At 71.3% G+C, this 17,222-nt stretch carries 11 protein-coding genes; 3 read left to right on the top strand and 8 right to left on the bottom strand.

The annotated features are described in order from the left end of the window. Positions 1–15 precede the first annotated feature (15 nt). Positions 16–987, top strand: coding sequence for an MBL fold metallo-hydrolase (locus DWB05_RS08370; protein WP_232818470.1), 972 nt, complete (start codon positions 16–18; stop codon positions 985–987). Between the two features lie 16 nt (positions 988–1,003). On the opposite strand, the gene DWB05_RS08365 is transcribed toward DWB05_RS08370, so the two are convergent. From DWB05_RS08365 to DWB05_RS08350, 3 genes are all read right to left on the bottom strand, one after another. After that, entirely contained in the window at positions 1,004–2,800 is a 1,797-nt protein-coding gene (locus DWB05_RS08365; protein ID WP_114376754.1) for a PHA/PHB synthase family protein, read from the bottom strand. 221 nt (positions 2,801–3,021) lie between these two features. Continuing rightward, positions 3,022–3,240: a hypothetical protein gene (locus tag DWB05_RS08355; protein ID WP_114376752.1), complete on the bottom strand. Its 219-nt coding sequence runs from the start codon at positions 3,238–3,240 to the stop codon at positions 3,022–3,024. A gap of 3 nt (positions 3,241–3,243) precedes the next feature. Further along, positions 3,244–6,186 carry a PAS-domain containing protein gene (locus tag DWB05_RS08350; protein WP_114376751.1) on the bottom strand — a complete coding sequence of 981 codons (2,943 nt, stop codon included), beginning with the start codon at positions 6,184–6,186 and terminating at the stop codon, positions 3,244–3,246. 138 nt (positions 6,187–6,324) lie between these two features. Here DWB05_RS08350 and DWB05_RS08345 point away from each other — a divergent pair, with 138 nt between their 5' ends. Then, positions 6,325–7,566, top strand: a complete 1,242-nt coding sequence (locus DWB05_RS08345; protein WP_114376750.1) for an NADP-dependent isocitrate dehydrogenase — start codon at positions 6,325–6,327, stop codon at positions 7,564–7,566. Positions 7,567–7,600: 34 nt separating this feature from the next. Here DWB05_RS08345 and glgA read toward each other — a convergent pair whose 3' ends face one another. The 4 genes from glgA to glgX form a co-directional block, all read right to left on the bottom strand. After that, entirely contained in the window at positions 7,601–9,034 is a 1,434-nt protein-coding gene (glgA, locus tag DWB05_RS08340; RefSeq protein WP_114376749.1) for a glycogen synthase GlgA, read from the bottom strand. Then, a complete protein-coding gene (glgC, locus tag DWB05_RS08335) occupies positions 9,031–10,308 on the bottom strand; it encodes a glucose-1-phosphate adenylyltransferase (RefSeq protein WP_114376748.1) in 1,278 nt (425 codons plus the stop codon). Before glgC ends, glgA begins: the two co-directional genes overlap by 4 nt. Before the next feature lie 94 nt (positions 10,309–10,402). Further along, on the bottom strand, positions 10,403–12,913 hold the full coding sequence (locus DWB05_RS08330; RefSeq protein WP_232818469.1) for a glycogen/starch/alpha-glucan phosphorylase: 2,511 nt from the start codon (positions 12,911–12,913) through the stop codon (positions 10,403–10,405). Between the two features lie 105 nt (positions 12,914–13,018). Beyond that, positions 13,019–15,103 (bottom strand): glycogen debranching protein GlgX, encoded by a 2,085-nt coding sequence (gene glgX, locus DWB05_RS08325; RefSeq protein ID WP_114376747.1) that lies wholly within the window; start codon positions 15,101–15,103, stop codon positions 13,019–13,021. 78 nt (positions 15,104–15,181) lie between these two features. Here glgX and hemW point away from each other — a divergent pair, with 78 nt between their 5' ends. Further along, the gene (hemW, locus tag DWB05_RS08320; RefSeq protein ID WP_114376746.1) at positions 15,182–16,333 is read left to right on the top strand and encodes a radical SAM family heme chaperone HemW; all 1,152 of its coding nucleotides are present in this window, start codon (positions 15,182–15,184) and stop codon (positions 16,331–16,333) included. A 4-nt stretch (positions 16,334–16,337) separates the two neighbouring features. Here the strand turns inward: hemW and DWB05_RS08315 are convergent, their stop codons facing one another. After that, positions 16,338–17,003, bottom strand: a complete 666-nt coding sequence (locus tag DWB05_RS08315) for a TetR/AcrR family transcriptional regulator (protein WP_198669113.1) — start codon at positions 17,001–17,003, stop codon at positions 16,338–16,340. Positions 17,004–17,222 lie beyond the last annotated feature (219 nt).

The raw sequence follows: 17,222 nt of genomic DNA, 5'->3' as shown, positions 1-17,222 counted from the left end.
ATGAGGGAACACGGGATGTCTGTGGCGCGTCGGAGGCTGTTCGGCGGTGCCGTGGCCCTGGCGGCGCTGGCGGCGACGCGGCGCGAAACCGCCGCCGCCGCTCCGCGCACCTTCCTCCGCCCGCCCGAGTGGTACCGCTTCCGCTTCGGCGAGTTCGAGATCACGGTGGTGGGCGACGGCGATCTCGATCTCGGCGACCCAGCGGGCGGCTTCCCCGGACACCCGAAGGACGATCTCACCGCGCTGCTGCGCGAGCATTTCCTGCCGACCGACAAGCTCGTGCTGCCGCAGAACTGTTTCGTCCTCAACACGGGCCGCCAGCTCGTGCTGTTCGACACCGGGGTCGGCTACACGCGCCCCTTCGGCCCGAACACGGGAATGCTGCTCGCCAACCTGCGCGCGGCCGGCATCCGCCCCGAGGAGATCGATGCCGTGGTGTGCAGCCACGGCCACATCGACCACGTCTGGGGCATCATCGGCGGCGACGGCAAGCCGAACTTCCCCAACGCCCAGGTGTTCATCAGCAAGGCCGATTTCGACTACTGGACGGACGAGGCGCGCGCCTCCGCCGCCGGCTGGGTCGGCACTTTCGTACAGGGCGCGCGGCGAAACCTTCTTCCCGTGCGCGACCGGCTCACCTTCGCCGAGGACGGCAAGGAGGTGGTGCCGGGTGTGGTCGCGGTCGCCGCACCCGGACATACGGTGGGGCACACGGCTTACGCCATCCAGTCGGGCAACCGGGTGGCGATGTTCATCGGCGACCTCGCGCACCACCAGGTGATCATGCTGCGGCGTCCGCTGATCGAATTCGCCTTTGATACGGACCCGAAGCAGTCGGCGCAGACGCGGCTTCGCCTGCTGCGGCAGATCGCGCGCGAGCGCACTTTCGTGCTCTCCTACCACTTCCCCTTCCCCGGTGTCGGTCACGTCGCCGCCGAGGGCGAGGGCTTCGCCTGGCACGCGCTGCCCTGGGGTGTGGACCTTTGAGCCGGCGCGCGCCGGCTCACCGCATCAGCACGTAGGTGCCGGGGGCGGGGCAGAGCGCCGGCAGCCCCGCCTCGCCCGGCACGCGCGGCGCCACCCACGCGCCGTTGTGGGCGGCGAGCCAGTCGAACCAGGCCCCCCACCAGGACCCGGTGCGCGCCTCGGCAGCCGCCAGCCATGCATCGGGGTCGAGATGAGACTCGCCCGGCCGATGCGTGCGAATGCGGTAACGCCGCCGCGGATGGTCGGGCGGCGAAACGATGCCGGCGTTGTGCCCGCCATTGGTCAGCACGAACGTCACCTCGCCCTCGGTGAGGTGGTGGATGGCGAACACGCTGCGCCAGGGCGAGACGTGATCCGTTTCGGTGCCGACCACGAACAGGGGCGGGCGGATGTCGTTGGGGGAGACGGGCCGGTCGTCGACGATCCAACGGCCCGCGGCGAAGTCGTTGTCGAGGAAGAGGTGGCGCAGGTACTCGCCGTGCATGCGCGCAGGCATGCGCGTGGCGTCCGCGTTCCACGCCATCAGGTCGGTCACGGCTGAGCGTTCGCCGAGCAGGTACTCGCGTACGAGCCGCGACCAGATCAGGTCGGCCGAGCGCAGCATGCGGAAGGCGCCCGCCATCTGCCGGGCATCGAGGGTGCCGGTGAGCGCCATCTGGTCCTCGAGCCAGGCGACCTCGCTCTCGTCGATGAAGAGGGCGAGTTCGCCGGGCTGCGAGAAGTCGGTCTGCGCGGCGAGCAGGGTGAGGGTCGCGAGGCGGTCGTCGCCGTCGCGCCCCATCGCGGCGGCGGTGATGGCGGCGAGCGTGCCGCCGAGGCAATAGCCGAGCGCGTGCACGCGCACCGCGCCGCAGACGGTGCGGATCGCATCGAGTGCGGCGAGCACGCCGAGCCGGCGGTAGTCGTCCATGCCGAGGTCGCGATCCTCGGGCCCCGGGTTCTTCCAGGAGATCGCGAACACGGTGAAGCCCTGCGCCACCAGGTGGCGGATCAGCGAATTGTGCGGCGAAAGATCCAAGATGTAGTACTTCATGATCCAGGCCGGCACGATCAGCACCGGTTCGGCCCGCACCCGATCCGTCGTCGGCGCGTACTGGATCAGCTCGATCAGTCGGTTGCGGAAGATGACCTGGCCGGGCGTGCAGGCGATCGTCTCGCCCACACGGTAGGCCTCGGCACCCACGGGAGGAAGGCCGGCGAGTTCGCGCGCCGCGTCCTCCGCCGCGTGCTGCAGCCCGCGCCACAGGTTGCGTCCACCCTCGGCCAGGGTGCGTTCAAGGATTTCCGGGTTGGTGACGATCCAATTCGAGGGCGAGACGACGTCGAGCATCTGGCGCACGACGAAGGACACGACCTCCTCGTGGTGGCGCGACACGCCACGCACGCCGTGGGTGGCGACATGCCACCACTGCTGGGTGAGCAGGAAAGACTGCGCGTAGAGGCTGAACGGCGGCATCTGCCAGCCAGGATGGGCGAAGCGCGAGTCGTTCGGCAGCGGCGTGATGCAGGGTTCGGCCGAGGGGTCGAGCGAACAGCGGGCGGCGTAGGTGGCGAGCCGCGCGGCCTTGGTTGCCGCCTTCACCCCGAGCATGGCCTGCCGTCCGGGCGAGGCCGCGAGATGGAGCCACCAATCGGTGAAGGCGAGCGCGATCGCCTTCGGCGACACCCCGGCGGTGAGGCGGGCGACCGCGCCGCGCAGCACGCGGTCGTAAGCGTCACCGAGCCGCTCCATCGCCTCGCCGGGCGAGGGCGCCTGCGCGGCGGGGCTGAACGGGGCGGCGAGCGGTTCAGGCGGGCCGGAAAGCGAGGTCATGGCGGGACTGCCGAGCCGAGGGACGGGAGGGCAGTGTCACCGCCGCGCTCGTGCGGTACCTTGATCGGGCGCAAGGGCCCGCTCCTCGGCGGGCAGCGCACGAGCGGCGGGGCAGGAACAAACGACCGACCCGTCGCTCAGCCGGTTGGGCTGGGTCACCTCGTCGCAGAAGGGACAGGCGAGCACCTCGCCGCGCCGCGGCGGCATCGGCGTGGGCCGCGTCATGCGCGGCCTGGCGCTCGCCGGTTGCGATCGGGCAGGGGCGCGAGGGCGCGGATGCGCTCGGCAAGACCCGTCGCCCCGTCGGCCTCGGCAAGCGCTGCCGCGGTGTCGCGGGCGGCGGCGAAGCCGGCGGCGTAGCCCGCGTAGGTCGCACGATCGAGCGCCTCGGCGATCGCGCTTCCCGGGTGGCGGGTGGCAGGGGAGCGTCGTTCCGTCACCGCTCACGCACTCCCGGCCGGCGCGGTCTCGGCGAGCCGCGCCAGGGCGGCCTCGGCGGCGGCGCGCAGGCGCGCCAGCCCGGCGAGCGCAGCCTCGGCATCGTCAAGCCCCGCCGCCCGCTCGACCGCGGCGGCGGCGGCGGCGAGCGCGACCAAGCCGTAGTTGGCCGCACTGCCGCGCAAGGCGTGCGCCTCGTGGCGAACGGCCGTGAGGTCGCCGCGCTGGCCTGCTTCCTCCAGGGCGGCAAGGCGCGCGCGTACATCCTCGGCACAGGCCTCGAGCAGCCCGCGCAGCGTCTCCGGCGTCAGACCGCGCGCGAGCGCAGCGAGGTGCGCACGGTCGATCACCTCGGCCGCGGCGGGCAGGGGGGTGGTCGGCTCCGGCCGGGAGGTGCGCTCGGCCGCCTCAGCCGGGCCGAGTTCGGCGAGCAACGCCTCGCTCAGCATCCGCCCCGTCACCGGCTTGGCGAGCACGCCGCTCATGCCGGCGGCGAGGAAACGCTCGCGATCCCCCGCCATCACGTTCGCGGTCAGCGCGATGATCGGCACCGTGCCGGCAGGCGGCGGCAGCCGGCGGATCTCCCGCGTGGCGGCGAGGCCGTCCATCTCCGGCATCATCAGGTCCATGAACACGATGTCGTAGGGACGGGAGGCGACCGCGTCCACCGCTTCCCGGCCATTGCCGACCACGTCCACGTGATGGCCGTCCTTGCGCAGCCAGGTGGCTGCGACGAGCTGGTTGGCAGGGCTGTCCTCGGCGATCAGCACGCGGGCGCGCCGGGCGCGCGGCAGGGGCAAGGGCTCCGCCGGCTGGTCGGGACGGGAGGCCGCTTCGGCGAGCGGCAGGACGAACCAGAAGACGGCCCCGCCGCCCGCGCGATCGGCGATGCCGATGCTGCCGCCGAGCAGTTCAACCAGGCGGCGGCAGATGGCAAGCCCCAGCCCAGTGCCGCCGGGCCGGCGCTGCCCTGCCGGCTCCATCTCGGCGAAGGGCTCGAAGAGCTCCGCCTTGCGTTCCGGCGGCACGCCGGGGCCGCGATCCGCCACCGCGAACCGCACCTGCCAGGGTTCGCCGCGTCGCGGTGGCGCCGCAAGCCCGATCTCGACCCGGATGTCGCCCGTTTGCGTGTGCTTGACTGCGTTCGACAGCAAGTTGAGCAGGATCTGGCGAATGCGCCCCGGGTCGCTGCGCACGAACGGCGGCACACCGGGCTCGATCGCGACCTCGAGCGCGATGCCGGCGGCGAGACAGGCGGGACGGTAGAGGTCGACCACGGCCGAGACGAGGGGTGCCAGGGCGAAGTCGGCGGGCTCGAGCGCAAGCCGGCCGGCCTCGATCTTGGAGAGGTCGAGAATGTCGTTGATGATGTCGAGCAGGTGCTCGGCACTGTCGCGCGCGGTCTCGACATAGCGCTTCTGTTCGGCATCGAGCGCGGTGTCGGCAAGCAGGCCGAGCGTGCCGATGATCGCGTTCATCGGCGTGCGGATCTCGTGGCTGACGATGGCGACGAAGTTGGATTTCGCCGCCGAGGCGGCCTCTGCCATCTCCCGCCCGCGCCGAAGCTGCTCCTCCGCCTCGTGGCGGGCGGTGACGTCGCGCAGGATGGCGACGAAACCGCCCGCGGGCAAGGGCGAGCTCCTGGTCTCGATCACTCGCCCGTTCGGCCGACGACGCTCCTCGGTCGCAGAGATTCCCGCCCGCGCCTCGTCGAGGCGTCGGCGCACCTCGCTCTCCAGCGCAACCGGGCCGAACTCGCCCGCCCGGGCGAGGGCCCGCAGGATCTCCTCGTAGCGCACGCCGACCTGCAGCAGCTGCGGCGGCACCCCGAGCAGGTCGGGCACGCGATTGTTCCAGGTGACGAGGCGAAGGTTGCCATCGACGACGATCACCCCGTCGGCGAGGGCGGCGAGGGTGGTCTCAAGGAGTTCGGTCTTGCTGTCGGCAAGCCGCTTCTCACGGGCGAGCGCGAGGCTCCGTTCCTCCAGCGCCTTGCGATCCTGGGCGAGCGCGGCCTCGCGGGCCTGCATCCGTCGCGCCTGGGTGGCGAGCCCCGCCAGCATCGCGACCAGCCCCAGGGCGAGGACGGCGGCTGAGGCCGCCCCGAGCGCCTCGGCCGGCGACAGCCCGCCGAGCACGGTGCGAGGGGAGACCGCAACCGCAGCGATCAGCGGCAGTTCCGGCAGATGGCGGAAGGCGAGGAGGCTCACCCCGCCGGCAGTCCCGTCCTCGAGCGGCACCACGCCCTCGGCGCGGGCGCGAAGCGCGTCGTAGAGCCCGTCCTGGGTCAGCGGCGAGCCGATCGGTCCGAGGGCGGCACCGGAAGCGGCCAACAGCCAGCCGTCGCTGCGGATGACCGCTGCCATGCTCTCTCCCGTCGCGACAGCGTCCGGCAGGCGCCGCAACAGGGCGTCGGGATCGAGGTAGGCGACGACGAGGCCGCCGAACGTGCCGCCGGCCCGCGTGATGCGACGCGCCATCGGCAGCGCGGCCTCGCCGGTGACGGGGTTGGGGGCGACGCGCCCGACCACCGCCCGCCCAGGATCGAACAGCAGCACACTCCGCCCCACTTCGTCGAGGTCGACGGTGAGGCGGGTGCCGGGAAGGCCCAGGTTGGAGGCGAGCACGCGGCCGTCGCCATCGATTACCGCGAGCGCGCGCAGGGCCGGGCCCGCCGCCTCCGCGACGGCGGCAAGCGCAGCGGGGGGGATCGTCTCCGCCCGGCCGCCTGCCGCGCGGGCCAGGCGGGCTGCGGCCTCATCGAGCGGGACGAGCTGCCGTCTGAGGTGATCTTCGAGCACGAGGGCGGCGAGGCGCGCCCTCTCCGCCCTCGCCGCCTCGCTCTCGGCCCGATCGCGCAGGGTATGCAGGACGACGGCCACCCAGGCGAGGGCGAGGAGAAGGACGCCGACCGCGGCGATGCCGAACCGCGCGCTGCGACCGTTCATACCGTCCTGCACTCCTCCTCGGCGGCGGCTTCGGTTGTCCTCGCCCGATCTTGACCATAAGGTGCCGGCGCAGGGCGAAGCCTAGCAAGGCTTGCGGCCGATCGTGGCAGGCTGCCGCAGCAATCGGGGACCAGATCGATGAGCAAGATCCGCGTGAAGAACCCCATCGTGGAGATGGACGGCGACGAGATGACGCGCGTGATCTGGGCGCTCATCAAGGAGAAGCTGATCCTTCCCTACCTCGACATCGACCTGAAGTACTTCGATCTCGGGATCCAGAACCGCGACGCCACCGACGACCGGGTCACGGTCGAGGCGGCCCATGCGACGCGCGAATACGGTGTGGGCGTGAAATGCGCCACCATCACCCCCGACGAGGCGCGGGTGAAGGAGTTCGGGCTGAAGAAGATGTGGAAGAGCCCGAACGGCACCATCCGCAACATCCTCGACGGCACGATCTTCCGCGAACCGATCATCTGCCGCAACGTTCCCCGCCTGGTGCCGCACTGGGACAAGCCGATCATCGTCGGCCGCCACGCCTACGGCGACATCTACCGCGCGGCCGAGTTCCGCATCCCCGGCCCCGGCACGGTGACGATCACCTGGACGCCGCACGACGGCACGCCGGGGCTGGCGATGGAGGTGATCGACATGAAGGGCCCCGGCGTGGCCTTGGGGATGCACAACACCCGCGCCTCGATCGAGGGCTTCGCGCGCGCCTGCTTCAACTACGGGCTGATGCGCAACATGCCCGTCTACCTCTCGACCAAGAACACCATCCTCAAGGCCTATGACGGGCTGTTCAAGGATGTGTTCCAGGAGATCTTCGACGCCGAGTTCAAGGAGGAGTTCGACCGCCGAGGCCTCATCTACGAGCACCGCCTGATCGACGACATGGTCGCCTGCATGCTGAAGTGGCGCGGTGGCTACGTGTGGGCCTGCAAGAACTACGACGGCGACGTCGAGTCCGACGTCGTGGCGCAGGGCTTCGGCAGCCTTGGGCTGATGACCTCGGTGCTGCTCACTCCCGATGGCAAGTGCGTCGAGTCAGAGGCCGCGCACGGCACGGTGACCCGCCACTATCGGGAATACCAAGCCGGGCGAGAGACCTCGACCAACCCGATCGCCTCCATCTTCGCCTGGACGCGCGGGCTCTACTACCGCGGCAAGTTCGACGACACGCCGGAGGTGATGCGGTTCGCCGAGACGCTCGAGCGCGTATGCATCGAGACCGTCGAAGCTGGCTACATGACCAAGGACCTCGCGGTGCTGATCGGCCCGCAGCAGCCCTGGCTGAACACCCACGCCTTCCTCGACCGGATCGCGGCGAACCTGCGCGCGGCGATGACGGCGTGGGACACGAAAGCCGCCGCCGAGTGAGCCGGGCGGAGGGAGCGGTGCGCGATCGCCGTCCTCAGCGGCCGGCAAGGCGGCGAAAGAGCGCGGCGTAGCGTTCGGCCGACCCTCGCCAGGAGACGTCGAGCCGCATTGCGTTGGCCTGCAGCACGCGCCAGACGTTTTGGTCCTGGAACAGGCGACTGGTGCGTCGGATCGCGGCGGCGAGAGCGGCGGCGGAGGGGGGCGAGAACATCACCCCCGTCCCGCAGCCCATGGAAAGCGCGGCATCGTTGGCGTCGATCACCGTGTCGGCGAGACCGCCGGTGCGGGCGACGACGGGGAGCGCACCGTAGCGCTGCGCGATCAGCTGGACGAGGCCGCAGGGCTCGAAGCGCGAGGGGATGAGCACGGCATCCGCCCCGCCATAGACGAGGCGAGCGAGCGGCTCCGAATAGCCGACGAACGTGCCGACCCGGCCTGGGTGGGCGGCTTGCGCCGCCTCGCAGGCGGCGGCCAGGGCGGCCTCGCCCTGGCCGAGGATGACGAGCGCGGCGCCGGTATCGAGCAGGGCGGGCAGGGCCTCGAGCAGAAGATCGATCCCCTTCTGCCAGGTGAGGCGGCCGATGAAGGCGAACAGCGGCCCGGCCAGGTTCGCATCGAGCGCGAAGCGTTCCCGCAGCAGAGCGGCGTTGGCCGCGCGCGGGGAGGGGTCGTCGGCGGAGAACCGCGCGGCCAGATGCGGGTCGGTCGCCGGGTTCCATTGCTCCACATCGAGCCCGTTGCGGATGCCGAACAGAGCCTCCGCTCGCCCGCGCAGCAATCCGTCGAGCCCCATGCCCCCCTCGGGTGTGAGGATCTCCTCGGCGTAGGTCGGAGAGACGGTGGAGAGCGCGTCGGCGTACCACAGCCCGGCCTTGAGGAAGCCCACACCGCCGTGGAACTCCACGCCGTCGATGGCGAAGGCCGAGGGGGGGAGGCCGAGCAGCGGAAAGAGATCGGCCCCGAACCGGCCCTGGAAGGCGAGGTTGTGCACGGTGAAGAGCGAGGGGATCGCGCGACCGTGACCATGCCTGAGATAGGCGGGCGCGAGCCCCGCCTGCCAGTCGTGCGCGTGCACCGCATCGACGCCGAGGAGGTGTGCGAGGCGGGCGGCCGCCGCGCCGAGGGCGGCGAACCGCAGGCCGTTGTCCGGCCAGTCCGCGCCGTCGGGGCCGAGATACGGGTTGCCGGGGCGATCGAAGAGCTGCGGGGCGTCGAGCACCACAAGGTCGAGCCCGGCCGCACGCCCGCGCATGCCACGCGCCGGCCCGCCCGGCAGGTCATGCCAGGCGGCGATCTCGGCTGCCTCCTCGAGCGCGTCGCACACCGTCGGGTAGCCCGGAACCAGGGTGGTGACGGTGACGTCGAACGGGGCGAGGGCAGCGGGCAAGGCGCCGACGACATCGGCGAGTCCGCCGGTCTTCACCAGCGGGTAGACCTCGGAGGCAACAGCGAGGACGGAGAGCGTCACGACGGCGCGCCCAGCCGGTCGATCATCGTCTGCGTGATCAGGCACACCCCGCGCGCGGTGCGACGAAACCGCCGCGCGTCCTGTTCCGGGTCCTCGCCGACGACGAGGCCGGGCGGGATGCGCACGCCGCGATCGACCACGACGTTGGTCAGCCGCGCGTGTCGGCCGATGTCCACCTGCGGCAGCACCACCGCCCCCGACAGCCGGGCGTAGGAGTGCACGTGCACGCCGGTGAACAGCAGCGAGCGGTGCACGAAGGCGCCCGAGATGATGCAGCCGCCCGAAACGAGCGAGGACACGGCCTGACCGCGCCGCCCCTCCTCGTCGTGCACGAACTTCGCCGGCGGCACGACCTCGGCATAGGTCCAGATCGGCCAGTTCTGGTCGTAGAGATCGAGATCGGGCACGACGTCGGTGAGGTCGATATTCGCCTCCCAGTAGGCATCGATGGTGCCGACATCGCGCCAATAGGGCGCGGCCTCGTCGCGCGAGCGCACGCAGGACCGTTCGAAGGCATGGGCATGGGCACGACCCCGCCGCACGATGCGGGGGATCAGGTCGCGGCCGAAATCGTGCGTCGAGGACTCGTCCGCCGCATCCTCCTTCAGCACGTCGAAGAGGTAGTCGGTGTCGAACACGTAGATGCCCATCGAGGCGAGGGCGAGGTGTGGCGCACCCGGCATCGCCGGCGGGTCGGCCGGTTTCTCGACGAAGTCGACGATGCGACCCGTCTCGTCGACCGCCATCACGCCGAGCGCGCTCGCCTCCTCGCGCGGCACGGCGATGCAGGCGACGGTGACCTCCGCCCCGGCCCGCACGTGCTCCTGCAGCATCACCTCGTAGTCCATCTTGTAGACGTGATCGCCCGCCAGGATGACGACGTGGCGCGGCGCGTGGTCGGCGATGATGTCGATGTTCTGGAACACGGCATCCGCGGTGCCGCGGTACCAGAGATGTTCGGACACACGCTGCGAGGCCGGCAGGATGTCGAAGCTCTCGTTGCGTTCGGGGCGAAAGAAGGTCCAGCCGCGCTGCAGGTGGCGGATCAGGCTGTGCGCCTTGTATTGGGTGGCGACCGCGATGCGGCGGATGCCGGAATTGAGCGCATTGGAGAGGGCGAAGTCGATGATGCGCGACTTGCCGGCGAAGAACACGGCCGGCTTGGCGCGGCGGTCGGTCAGCTCCATCAGACGGGAGCCGCGTCCGCCGGCCAGCACGAAGGCCATGGCGGTGCGCGCGAGGGGCCCCTGAGTCGTCTCGCGTGCGTGCGCCATCCCGTCCGTTCCTCCGCCTGTTCCTCGGCCCGTCGGCAGGGGATGCTAGCGCGACCCGGCGAGGGCCCGGCAAGCCCGGCCGCCCGAGTTCAGCTCAGGCGGCGTCCACCGGTACGGCGGGGCGCGGCGGTTCAGCGGCGGGCACGGGCAGGCGCGGCAGCGGGATGTCCCAAACCTTGGCGGCGTATTCCGCGATCGAACGGTCGGCGGAGAACCAGCCCATGGCGGAAATGTTGCGGATCGCTGCGCGTTGCCAGGCGGCCTGATCGCGCCAGAGCGCATCCGCCGCGCGCTGCGCCGCCCAATAGGACTCGAAATCGGCCGCGAGCATGAAGCGGTCCTCGCCGCGGATGGAATCGACCAGCACGCGGTAACGTGCGGGGTCGTCGGGGGACCAGGCGCCGGCGGCAAGCGCCTCCAGCACCGCACCCAGGCGGGGGGATTTCGCGATCTCCGCCGCCCCACCGACCCACTGCGCCCGGCGCGCCGTCACCTCCTCGGCGGAGAGGCCGAAGAGGAACATGTTCTCCTCGCCGATGCGCTCGGCCATCTCGACGGTCGCCCCGTCGCGTGTGCCGATGGTGAGCGCGCCGTTCAGCGCGAGCTTCATGTTGCCGGTGCCGGAGGCTTCCATGCCGGCGGTCGAGATCTGTTCGGAAAGGTCTGCGGCCGGAATGACCATCTCGGCGATCGACACGTTGTAGTTGGGGATGAACACGACCTTCAGCAGGTCGCGCACGACGGGGTCTTCGGCCACCTTGCGGCCGATGTCGTGGGCGAGACGGATGATCAGCTTCGCCCGCCAGTAGGAGGCGGCGGCCTTGCCGGAAAAGATCTTCACCCGCGGCACCCAAGCGGCACCGGGGTCAGCCTTGATCGCGTCGTAGAGGGCGATCGTCTCCAGGAGGTTCAGGAGCTGGCGCTTGTACTCGTGAATGCGCTTGATGTGCACGTCGAACAGCGCGCCGGGGTCGAGCCGAACGCCGAGGTCGCGCTTGAGCATGTCGGCGAGCGCCTGCTTGTTGCGCCTCTTCACCGCCGCCACCGCCGCCTGCAGGCCCGCATCGTCCGCGCGCGGACGCAGCGCGGCCAGCGCCTCGGCGTCGTCGCGGAAGCGAGGGCCGATCGTCTGCTCGATCAGTGACGCAAGCGGCCGGTTGGCCTGGAACAGCCAGCGTCGGAACGAGATGCCGTTGGTGATGCCGACGATGCGCCCGGGTGCGACGCGATCGAGATCGTGGAACACCGTGCGCTTCAGGAGTTCCGTGTGCAGGGCGGACACGCCGTTGGTGCGGTGCGAGCCGATGAAGGCGAGGTGCGCCATGCGCACACGCCGTTCCATGTTCTCGTGGATCAGCGACACGGAGGCGACCAGACGGTCGTCCTTCGGGAAGCGGGTGCGCACGTCCTCGAGGTGGCGGGCGTTGATCAGGTAGATGATCTGCATGTGCCGCGGCAGCACCTTCTCCATCATCCACACCGGCCAGGATTCCAGCGCCTCCGGCAGCAGGGTGTGGTTGGTGTAGGCGATGGTGCGGCGGGTGATGTCCCAGGCGTCGTCCCAGGCGACACCGTGCTGGTCGATGCAGAGCCGCATCAGTTCCGCCACCGCGATGGCGGGGTGCGTGTCGTTGAGCTGGATCGCCACCTTGTCGGGCAGCGAGGAGAGGTCCTGATAGACGCGCAGGTGGCGGCGGATCAGGTCCTGCAGCGCGGCCGAGGCGAAGAAATACTGCTGGCGCAGGCGCAGCTCCTGCCCGGCCGTGGTCTCGTCGCCGGGGTAGAGCACCTTGCTGATCGACTCCAGTCTCGCGCGATGCGCGATCGCCCCGACATGGTCGCCCTTGTTGAAGGCCTCGAGCAGCAGGGGGTCGGGCGCGCGGGCGGACCAGAGGCGGAGCGTCGTCATCGACCGCCCGCGCCAGCCGACGATGGGGGTGTCGTAGGCGACGGCGAGCACGGTCTCCGCCGGCTGCCAGCGATGCGGACCGAGCGGGTCGGCACCGAGGGGCACGGCCGCGCCGCCGAAGCCGATCTCGTGCGCGATCTCCGGCTTGGCGAACTCCCAAGGGTTGCCGCAGGCGAGCCAGTCCTCCGGGTACTCGTGCTGCCAGCCGTCGGCGATCACCTGGCGGAACAGACCGTGATCGTAACGGATGCCGTAGCCGAAGGCCGGGATCCCGAGCGAGGCCATGCTCTCGAGGAAGCAGGCGGCGAGCCGGCCGAGACCGCCATTGCCGAGGGCGGCGTCCGGCTCCGCTTGGCGCATGCGCTCGAGGGTGACGCCGAGGGGGGCGAGCGCGTCGTTGACCGCCTCGGTGAGCCCGAGGTTGTCGATGCTGTCGCGCAACAGCCGCCCGATCATGAATTCGAGGCTGAGGTAGTAGACCTGCTTCGCCCCGCTCTCGTAGGCGAGGCGGTTGGTGGCGATCCAGCGATCGACGAACCGTTCGCGGATGGCAAGCGCGGTGGCGACGAACCAGGCGTGATCGGAGGCCGACTGGCTGGAGCGGCCGAGATCGTAGGTGAGCTTGCGCACGATCGCCGCGCGCAAGCTGGAGGGGTCGATCGAGGCCGTGGTGGCCGGTGTCGTCAGCGTATCCAAGATCCCTCCAATACCATCGCCATGGCGCTGTTCGGCGCTTCGCTGCACCGCATCACCGGCATGATACCTTCGGCCGCGGAAAGGGGCGACGCCTTTGCGGGCGTTTCAGCCCCCCGCCACCACCGCACCGAGCAGCAGCGCGGCATGGGGAGGGAGCGGCAGCGCCTCCGACACCGTGGCGTCGGCCGGGGCGTCCGCCTCGGCGTCGGTATCGACCAGCACGCGCCAGGGCAGGGGCGGGTGCGGCAGGCGCACGGTACACGTCCGTTCCCCGCCGTTGAGGATGAGGAGGGTGGCCTGGACCGTGCCGTCGTCCGTTCGCGCCAAGCGGCGCAGCACGATCACGTGCCCCGCTTCCTGCCACGCTTCCGGCGTCATCGGGCGGCCTTCGGTGTCGAACCAAGCGATGTCCGCAACCCCGGGCATGGGCTCGTCCATGCCGTGCGGAAAGAGCGGGGGGCGAAGAGGGGCCCACTCGGCGCGCAGCGCGATCAGCCGGGCCGCGAAGCGGTGCAGCGCGACGGCGTCGGGACGGGCGGCGCGGTCCCAATCGAGCCAGCTCGTCTCGTTGTCCTGGCAGTAGGCGTTGTTGTTGCCCTTCTGCGTGCGGCGAACCTCGTCGCCCGCCAGCAGCATCGGCGTGCCGGCGGCCGCGAAGAGGGTGAGGAGGAGGGCACGGGCGATCCCAGCGCGACGGGCCTCGATGGCGGGGTCCTCCGTCTCGCCCTCCACGCCCCAGTTGCGGCTGAAATTGGCATCCCGGCCGTCCCGGTTGTCCTCGCGGTTCGCCTCGTTGTGCTTGCGTTCGTACGCAGTGAGGTCGAACAGGGTGAAGCCGTCATGCGCGGTGATGAAGTTCACGGACGCCCAAGGGCGGCGGCCGGCGCGGTCGAACAGGTCGGCAGAGCCGGCGAGGCGCGCGGCGAGGTCGGGGCGAACGTGCGCATCGCCGGCCCAGAAGCGGCGGGCCGCGTCGCGGAAGCGGTCGTTCCACTCGGACACACCCGGCGGGAAGCGGCCCAGCGCATAGCCGCCGGGGCCGAGGTCCCAGGGCTCGACGATCAGTTTCAGAGTCGACAGAAGCGGGTCCTGGCGCAGGGCGGAGAGGAAGGCGCCGCACGCGTCGAAAGCATGATCGCGGCCGCGGGCGAGGGTGGCGCCGAGATCGAAGCGGAAGCCGTCGATGCCGTAGCTCGTCGCCCAGTGCCGCAGGCAATCGAGCGCCCACTGCAGCACGCGCGGGTTGGAGAGATCGAGCGTGTTGCCGCAGCCCGTGTCGTTGACGTAACGGGCGCGATCGGTGCGGTCGAGCCGGTAGTAGGAGGCGTTGTCGAGCCCGCGCCAGGAGAGGGTCGGGCCGCGATGGTCGCCCTCGCCGGTGTGGTTCAGCACGATGTCGAGGATGACCTCGATGCCGGCGGCGTGCAGGGCGCGCACGGTGCTGCGGAATGCCACGCGGTCCTCCGGAGCGGGCAGGTAGCGCGGTTCGGGGGCGAAGTGGCAGAGCGTCTGATAGCCCCAGTAGTTGACGAGCCCCCGCTCGAGCAGGAAGCGATCGTGCAGGATCGCCTGCACGGGCATCAGTTCGATCGCGGTCACGCCGAGCCCCGTCAGGTGGTCGAGGATCGCGGGGTGGGCGAGGGCGGCGATGGTGCCGCGGATCGGGTCCGGCACGGCGGGGTGGCGCACGGTGAGCCCGCGCACATGCGCCTCGTAGATCACGGTGCGGTCCCACGGGATGCGCGGGCGGTCGTCGGGGGCGGGGTCGTCGGCGACCACCACCGCCTTCGGCACGTAGGGGGCGCTGTCGCGCGGGTCGGGTGCGCGCTCGCCGCCCGAGAGCGCCTCATGCCAGCGAAGCGATCCGCGCAGCTGGCGCGCGTAGGGGTCGATCAGCAGCTTGGCGGGGTTGAAGCGATGCCCGGCCATCGGGTCGAAAGGGCCGTGCGCGCGCAAGCCATAGACGAGGCCGGGGCCCGCGTCGGGCAGGTAGCCGTGCCAGATCTCGTCCGTCCATTCGGGCAAGGGAAGCCGCGCGACTTCCCGCTCGCCCCGCTCGTCGAACAGGCAGAGCTCAACCTTCGTCGCGTGGGCGGAGAAGACGGCGATGTTCACCCCCGCCCCGTCCCAGGTGGCCCCGAGCGGCCAGGGGCGGCCGGGCAGCAGGCGGGCGGGGCGGGGAGACGACATGGGTTCCAGTTCACGCGGGCGGGCGGGCGCGCGCAACGGCGCCTGTCCGGTGGTTGACCCCTGCCCATATCGCGGCTGATGGACCCGATCGCGCTCTACGTGCACTGGCCGTTCTGCCTGTCGCGCTGCCCCTATTGCGACTTCAACGCCCACGTGCGCGAGCGCATCGACGAGGTGCGCTACCGCCGCGCGGTGCTGACCGACCTCGCCTTCGAGGCAGCCCGCGTCGGCCCCAGGCCGCTCGGTTCGCTGTTCTTGGGCGGCGGCACGCCGTCGCTGATGTCGCCCGAGACGGTGGCGGCGATCATCGACGCCGCACGGGCGGCCTTCCCCGCGGCCGACGAGCCGGAGATCACGCTCGAGGCGAACCCGACCTCGGTCGAGGCGGGTCGGCTGCGCGGCTTTCGGGAGGCGGGGGTGAACCGGATCTCGCTCGGCGTGCAGGCGCTGGACGACGCTGCCCTCGCCTTCCTCGGCCGACGTCATACGGCGGCGGAGGCGCGCGCCGCGCTCGCGCTGGCGCGGGCGACCTTCCCCCGCGCCTCGTTCGACCTGATCTACGCGCGGCCCGGACAGACCGAGGCCGGCTGGCGGGCGGAGCTGCGCGCCGCCTTGGCGTTCGGGCTCGACCACCTCTCGCTCTATCAGTTGACGATCGAGCCGGGCACGCCGTTCGCCCGCGCCCAGGCCCGCGGCGAGCTCGTGCTGCCGGACGACGGCACTCAGGCCGAGCTCTACGCGGCGACGGCGGAGGAGGCCGAACGCGCCGGGCTCGTCCCCTATGAAGTGTCGAACTACGCGCGGCCGGGGGCGGAGAGCCGGCACAACCTCGCCTACTGGCGCTACCAGCCCTACCTGGGCGTAGGGCCCGGGGCGCATGGGCGGGTGCCGGTCGAGAACGGCCTGGTGGCGACGCGACGCGTGCGCGCCCCCGAGGCCTGGATGGAGCAGGTCGAGCGCCTCGGGCATGGGGTGGCGGAGGAGGAGGCGCTCGATCCGCCGACGCGGGCACGTGAGGCGCTGCTGATGGGGCTGAGGCTCGCCGAGGGGGTGGAACCGGAGGGTTTCCGCGCCCGCACCGGGGTTGCGCTCGACCAGGCGCTGGACCCCCGAGGCTTTGCGCTGGCGGAGGCCGAGGGGTGGCTGGTGCGCCGCCCCGATGGCAGGCTCGTCGCCACCGCAGCGGGGCGGCTCAGGCTGGAGGCGCTGCTGCCGCTCGTCGTGCGCTGAGGGGTCAGGCGGCCGGGGCGTGGGTGCTCGCCTTCGCCGCCTGCAGCACGGCGGCGAAGGTGGCGCGGGCGGTCATCGCCGGGGCCGGCGAGCCCGAGGCGAGGGCAACGACGATCGCGCCGTCCATCAGCAGGATGAAGGCATCGACCAGGGCCTGCGGGTCGGGCACACCGGCCTCGCGGGCGAGGCCGACCAGCACGGGCGAGAGCCGAGCCTTGTGCGCGGCGGCGACGCGGCGTGGCGCGTCGCCGGCGGCCGGGCCCTCGCCGATCGCGTTCAGGATCGGACAGCCCCGGAAGCCGGGCGAACGAAACCATTCCGCGAGGATGTCGAAGCCGGCGAGCAGACGCTCCTCGGCAGGGCCCGGCGTTTCGGCGAGGCGGGCCGCGAACCAGGCGCTCCAGCCGCGGCTGTGGCGGTCGAGCACGGCCTCGACCAGCGCCTCCTTGGACCCGAAGAGGCGGTACAGGGTGGCCTTGGCGACCTCGGCCTCGGCGAGGATCGCCTCGATTCCCGTGCCGGCGACTCCGCGGGCGCAGATCAGCCGTTCGGCGGCGGAGAGGAGACGGGCGCGGGCTTCGTCGGTCCGGCTGAGCCCGGGGCCGCGCTCGCCTGCGATCGTCTGCGTGGTGGTCGAATCCTGAGCAGCGGGCGCGTCCATTTCAGGCATGTGCCGCGTTCGGTAGCAGCCTTGGCGAGGGCTGGAAAGGCCGGGTCGCCGGGTGTCCGGGTGGGGCAAGGCTGGCACAGTTTGTGCAAGGCTGTGCACACGGAGAGACTGACCAGTCTGTCTTAGTGGTGAAGGGCAAAAATGTTTTCTACACTTTTTGACCGGGTTGTGCCAAAAAACCGGACATGCTGTTCCGGTCCAGGCGTCGCAGGCGCCACA

Origin of the sequence: Elioraea thermophila (ex Habib et al. 2022) (assembly GCF_003336755.1) — a bacterium.
GTDB lineage: Bacteria > Pseudomonadota > Alphaproteobacteria > Acetobacterales > Acetobacteraceae > Elioraea > Elioraea thermophila.
Note: the sequence above shows the minus strand (reverse complement) of the source record. Positions and strands in the feature narration are given on the sequence as shown.

Bases quoted from the DNA above. Each gene is read 5' to 3' on its own strand.
- DWB05_RS08370 (WP_232818470.1), top strand. From the start codon at position 16: ATGTCTGTGGCGCGTCGGAGGCTGTTCGGCGGTGCCGTGGCCCTGGCG.
- DWB05_RS08365 (WP_114376754.1), bottom strand. From the start codon at position 2,800: ATGACCTCGCTTTCCGGCCCGCCTGAACCGCTCGCCGCCCCGTTCAGC.
- DWB05_RS08350 (WP_114376751.1), bottom strand. From the start codon at position 6,186: ATGAACGGTCGCAGCGCGCGGTTCGGCATCGCCGCGGTCGGCGTCCTT.
- DWB05_RS08345 (WP_114376750.1), top strand. From the start codon at position 6,325: ATGAGCAAGATCCGCGTGAAGAACCCCATCGTGGAGATGGACGGCGAC.
- glgC (WP_114376748.1), bottom strand. From the start codon at position 10,308: ATGGCGCACGCACGCGAGACGACTCAGGGGCCCCTCGCGCGCACCGCC.
- glgX (WP_114376747.1), bottom strand. From the start codon at position 15,103: ATGTCGTCTCCCCGCCCCGCCCGCCTGCTGCCCGGCCGCCCCTGGCCG.
- hemW (WP_114376746.1), top strand. From the start codon at position 15,182: ATGGACCCGATCGCGCTCTACGTGCACTGGCCGTTCTGCCTGTCGCGC.
- DWB05_RS08315 (WP_198669113.1), bottom strand. From the start codon at position 17,003: ATGCCTGAAATGGACGCGCCCGCTGCTCAGGATTCGACCACCACGCAG.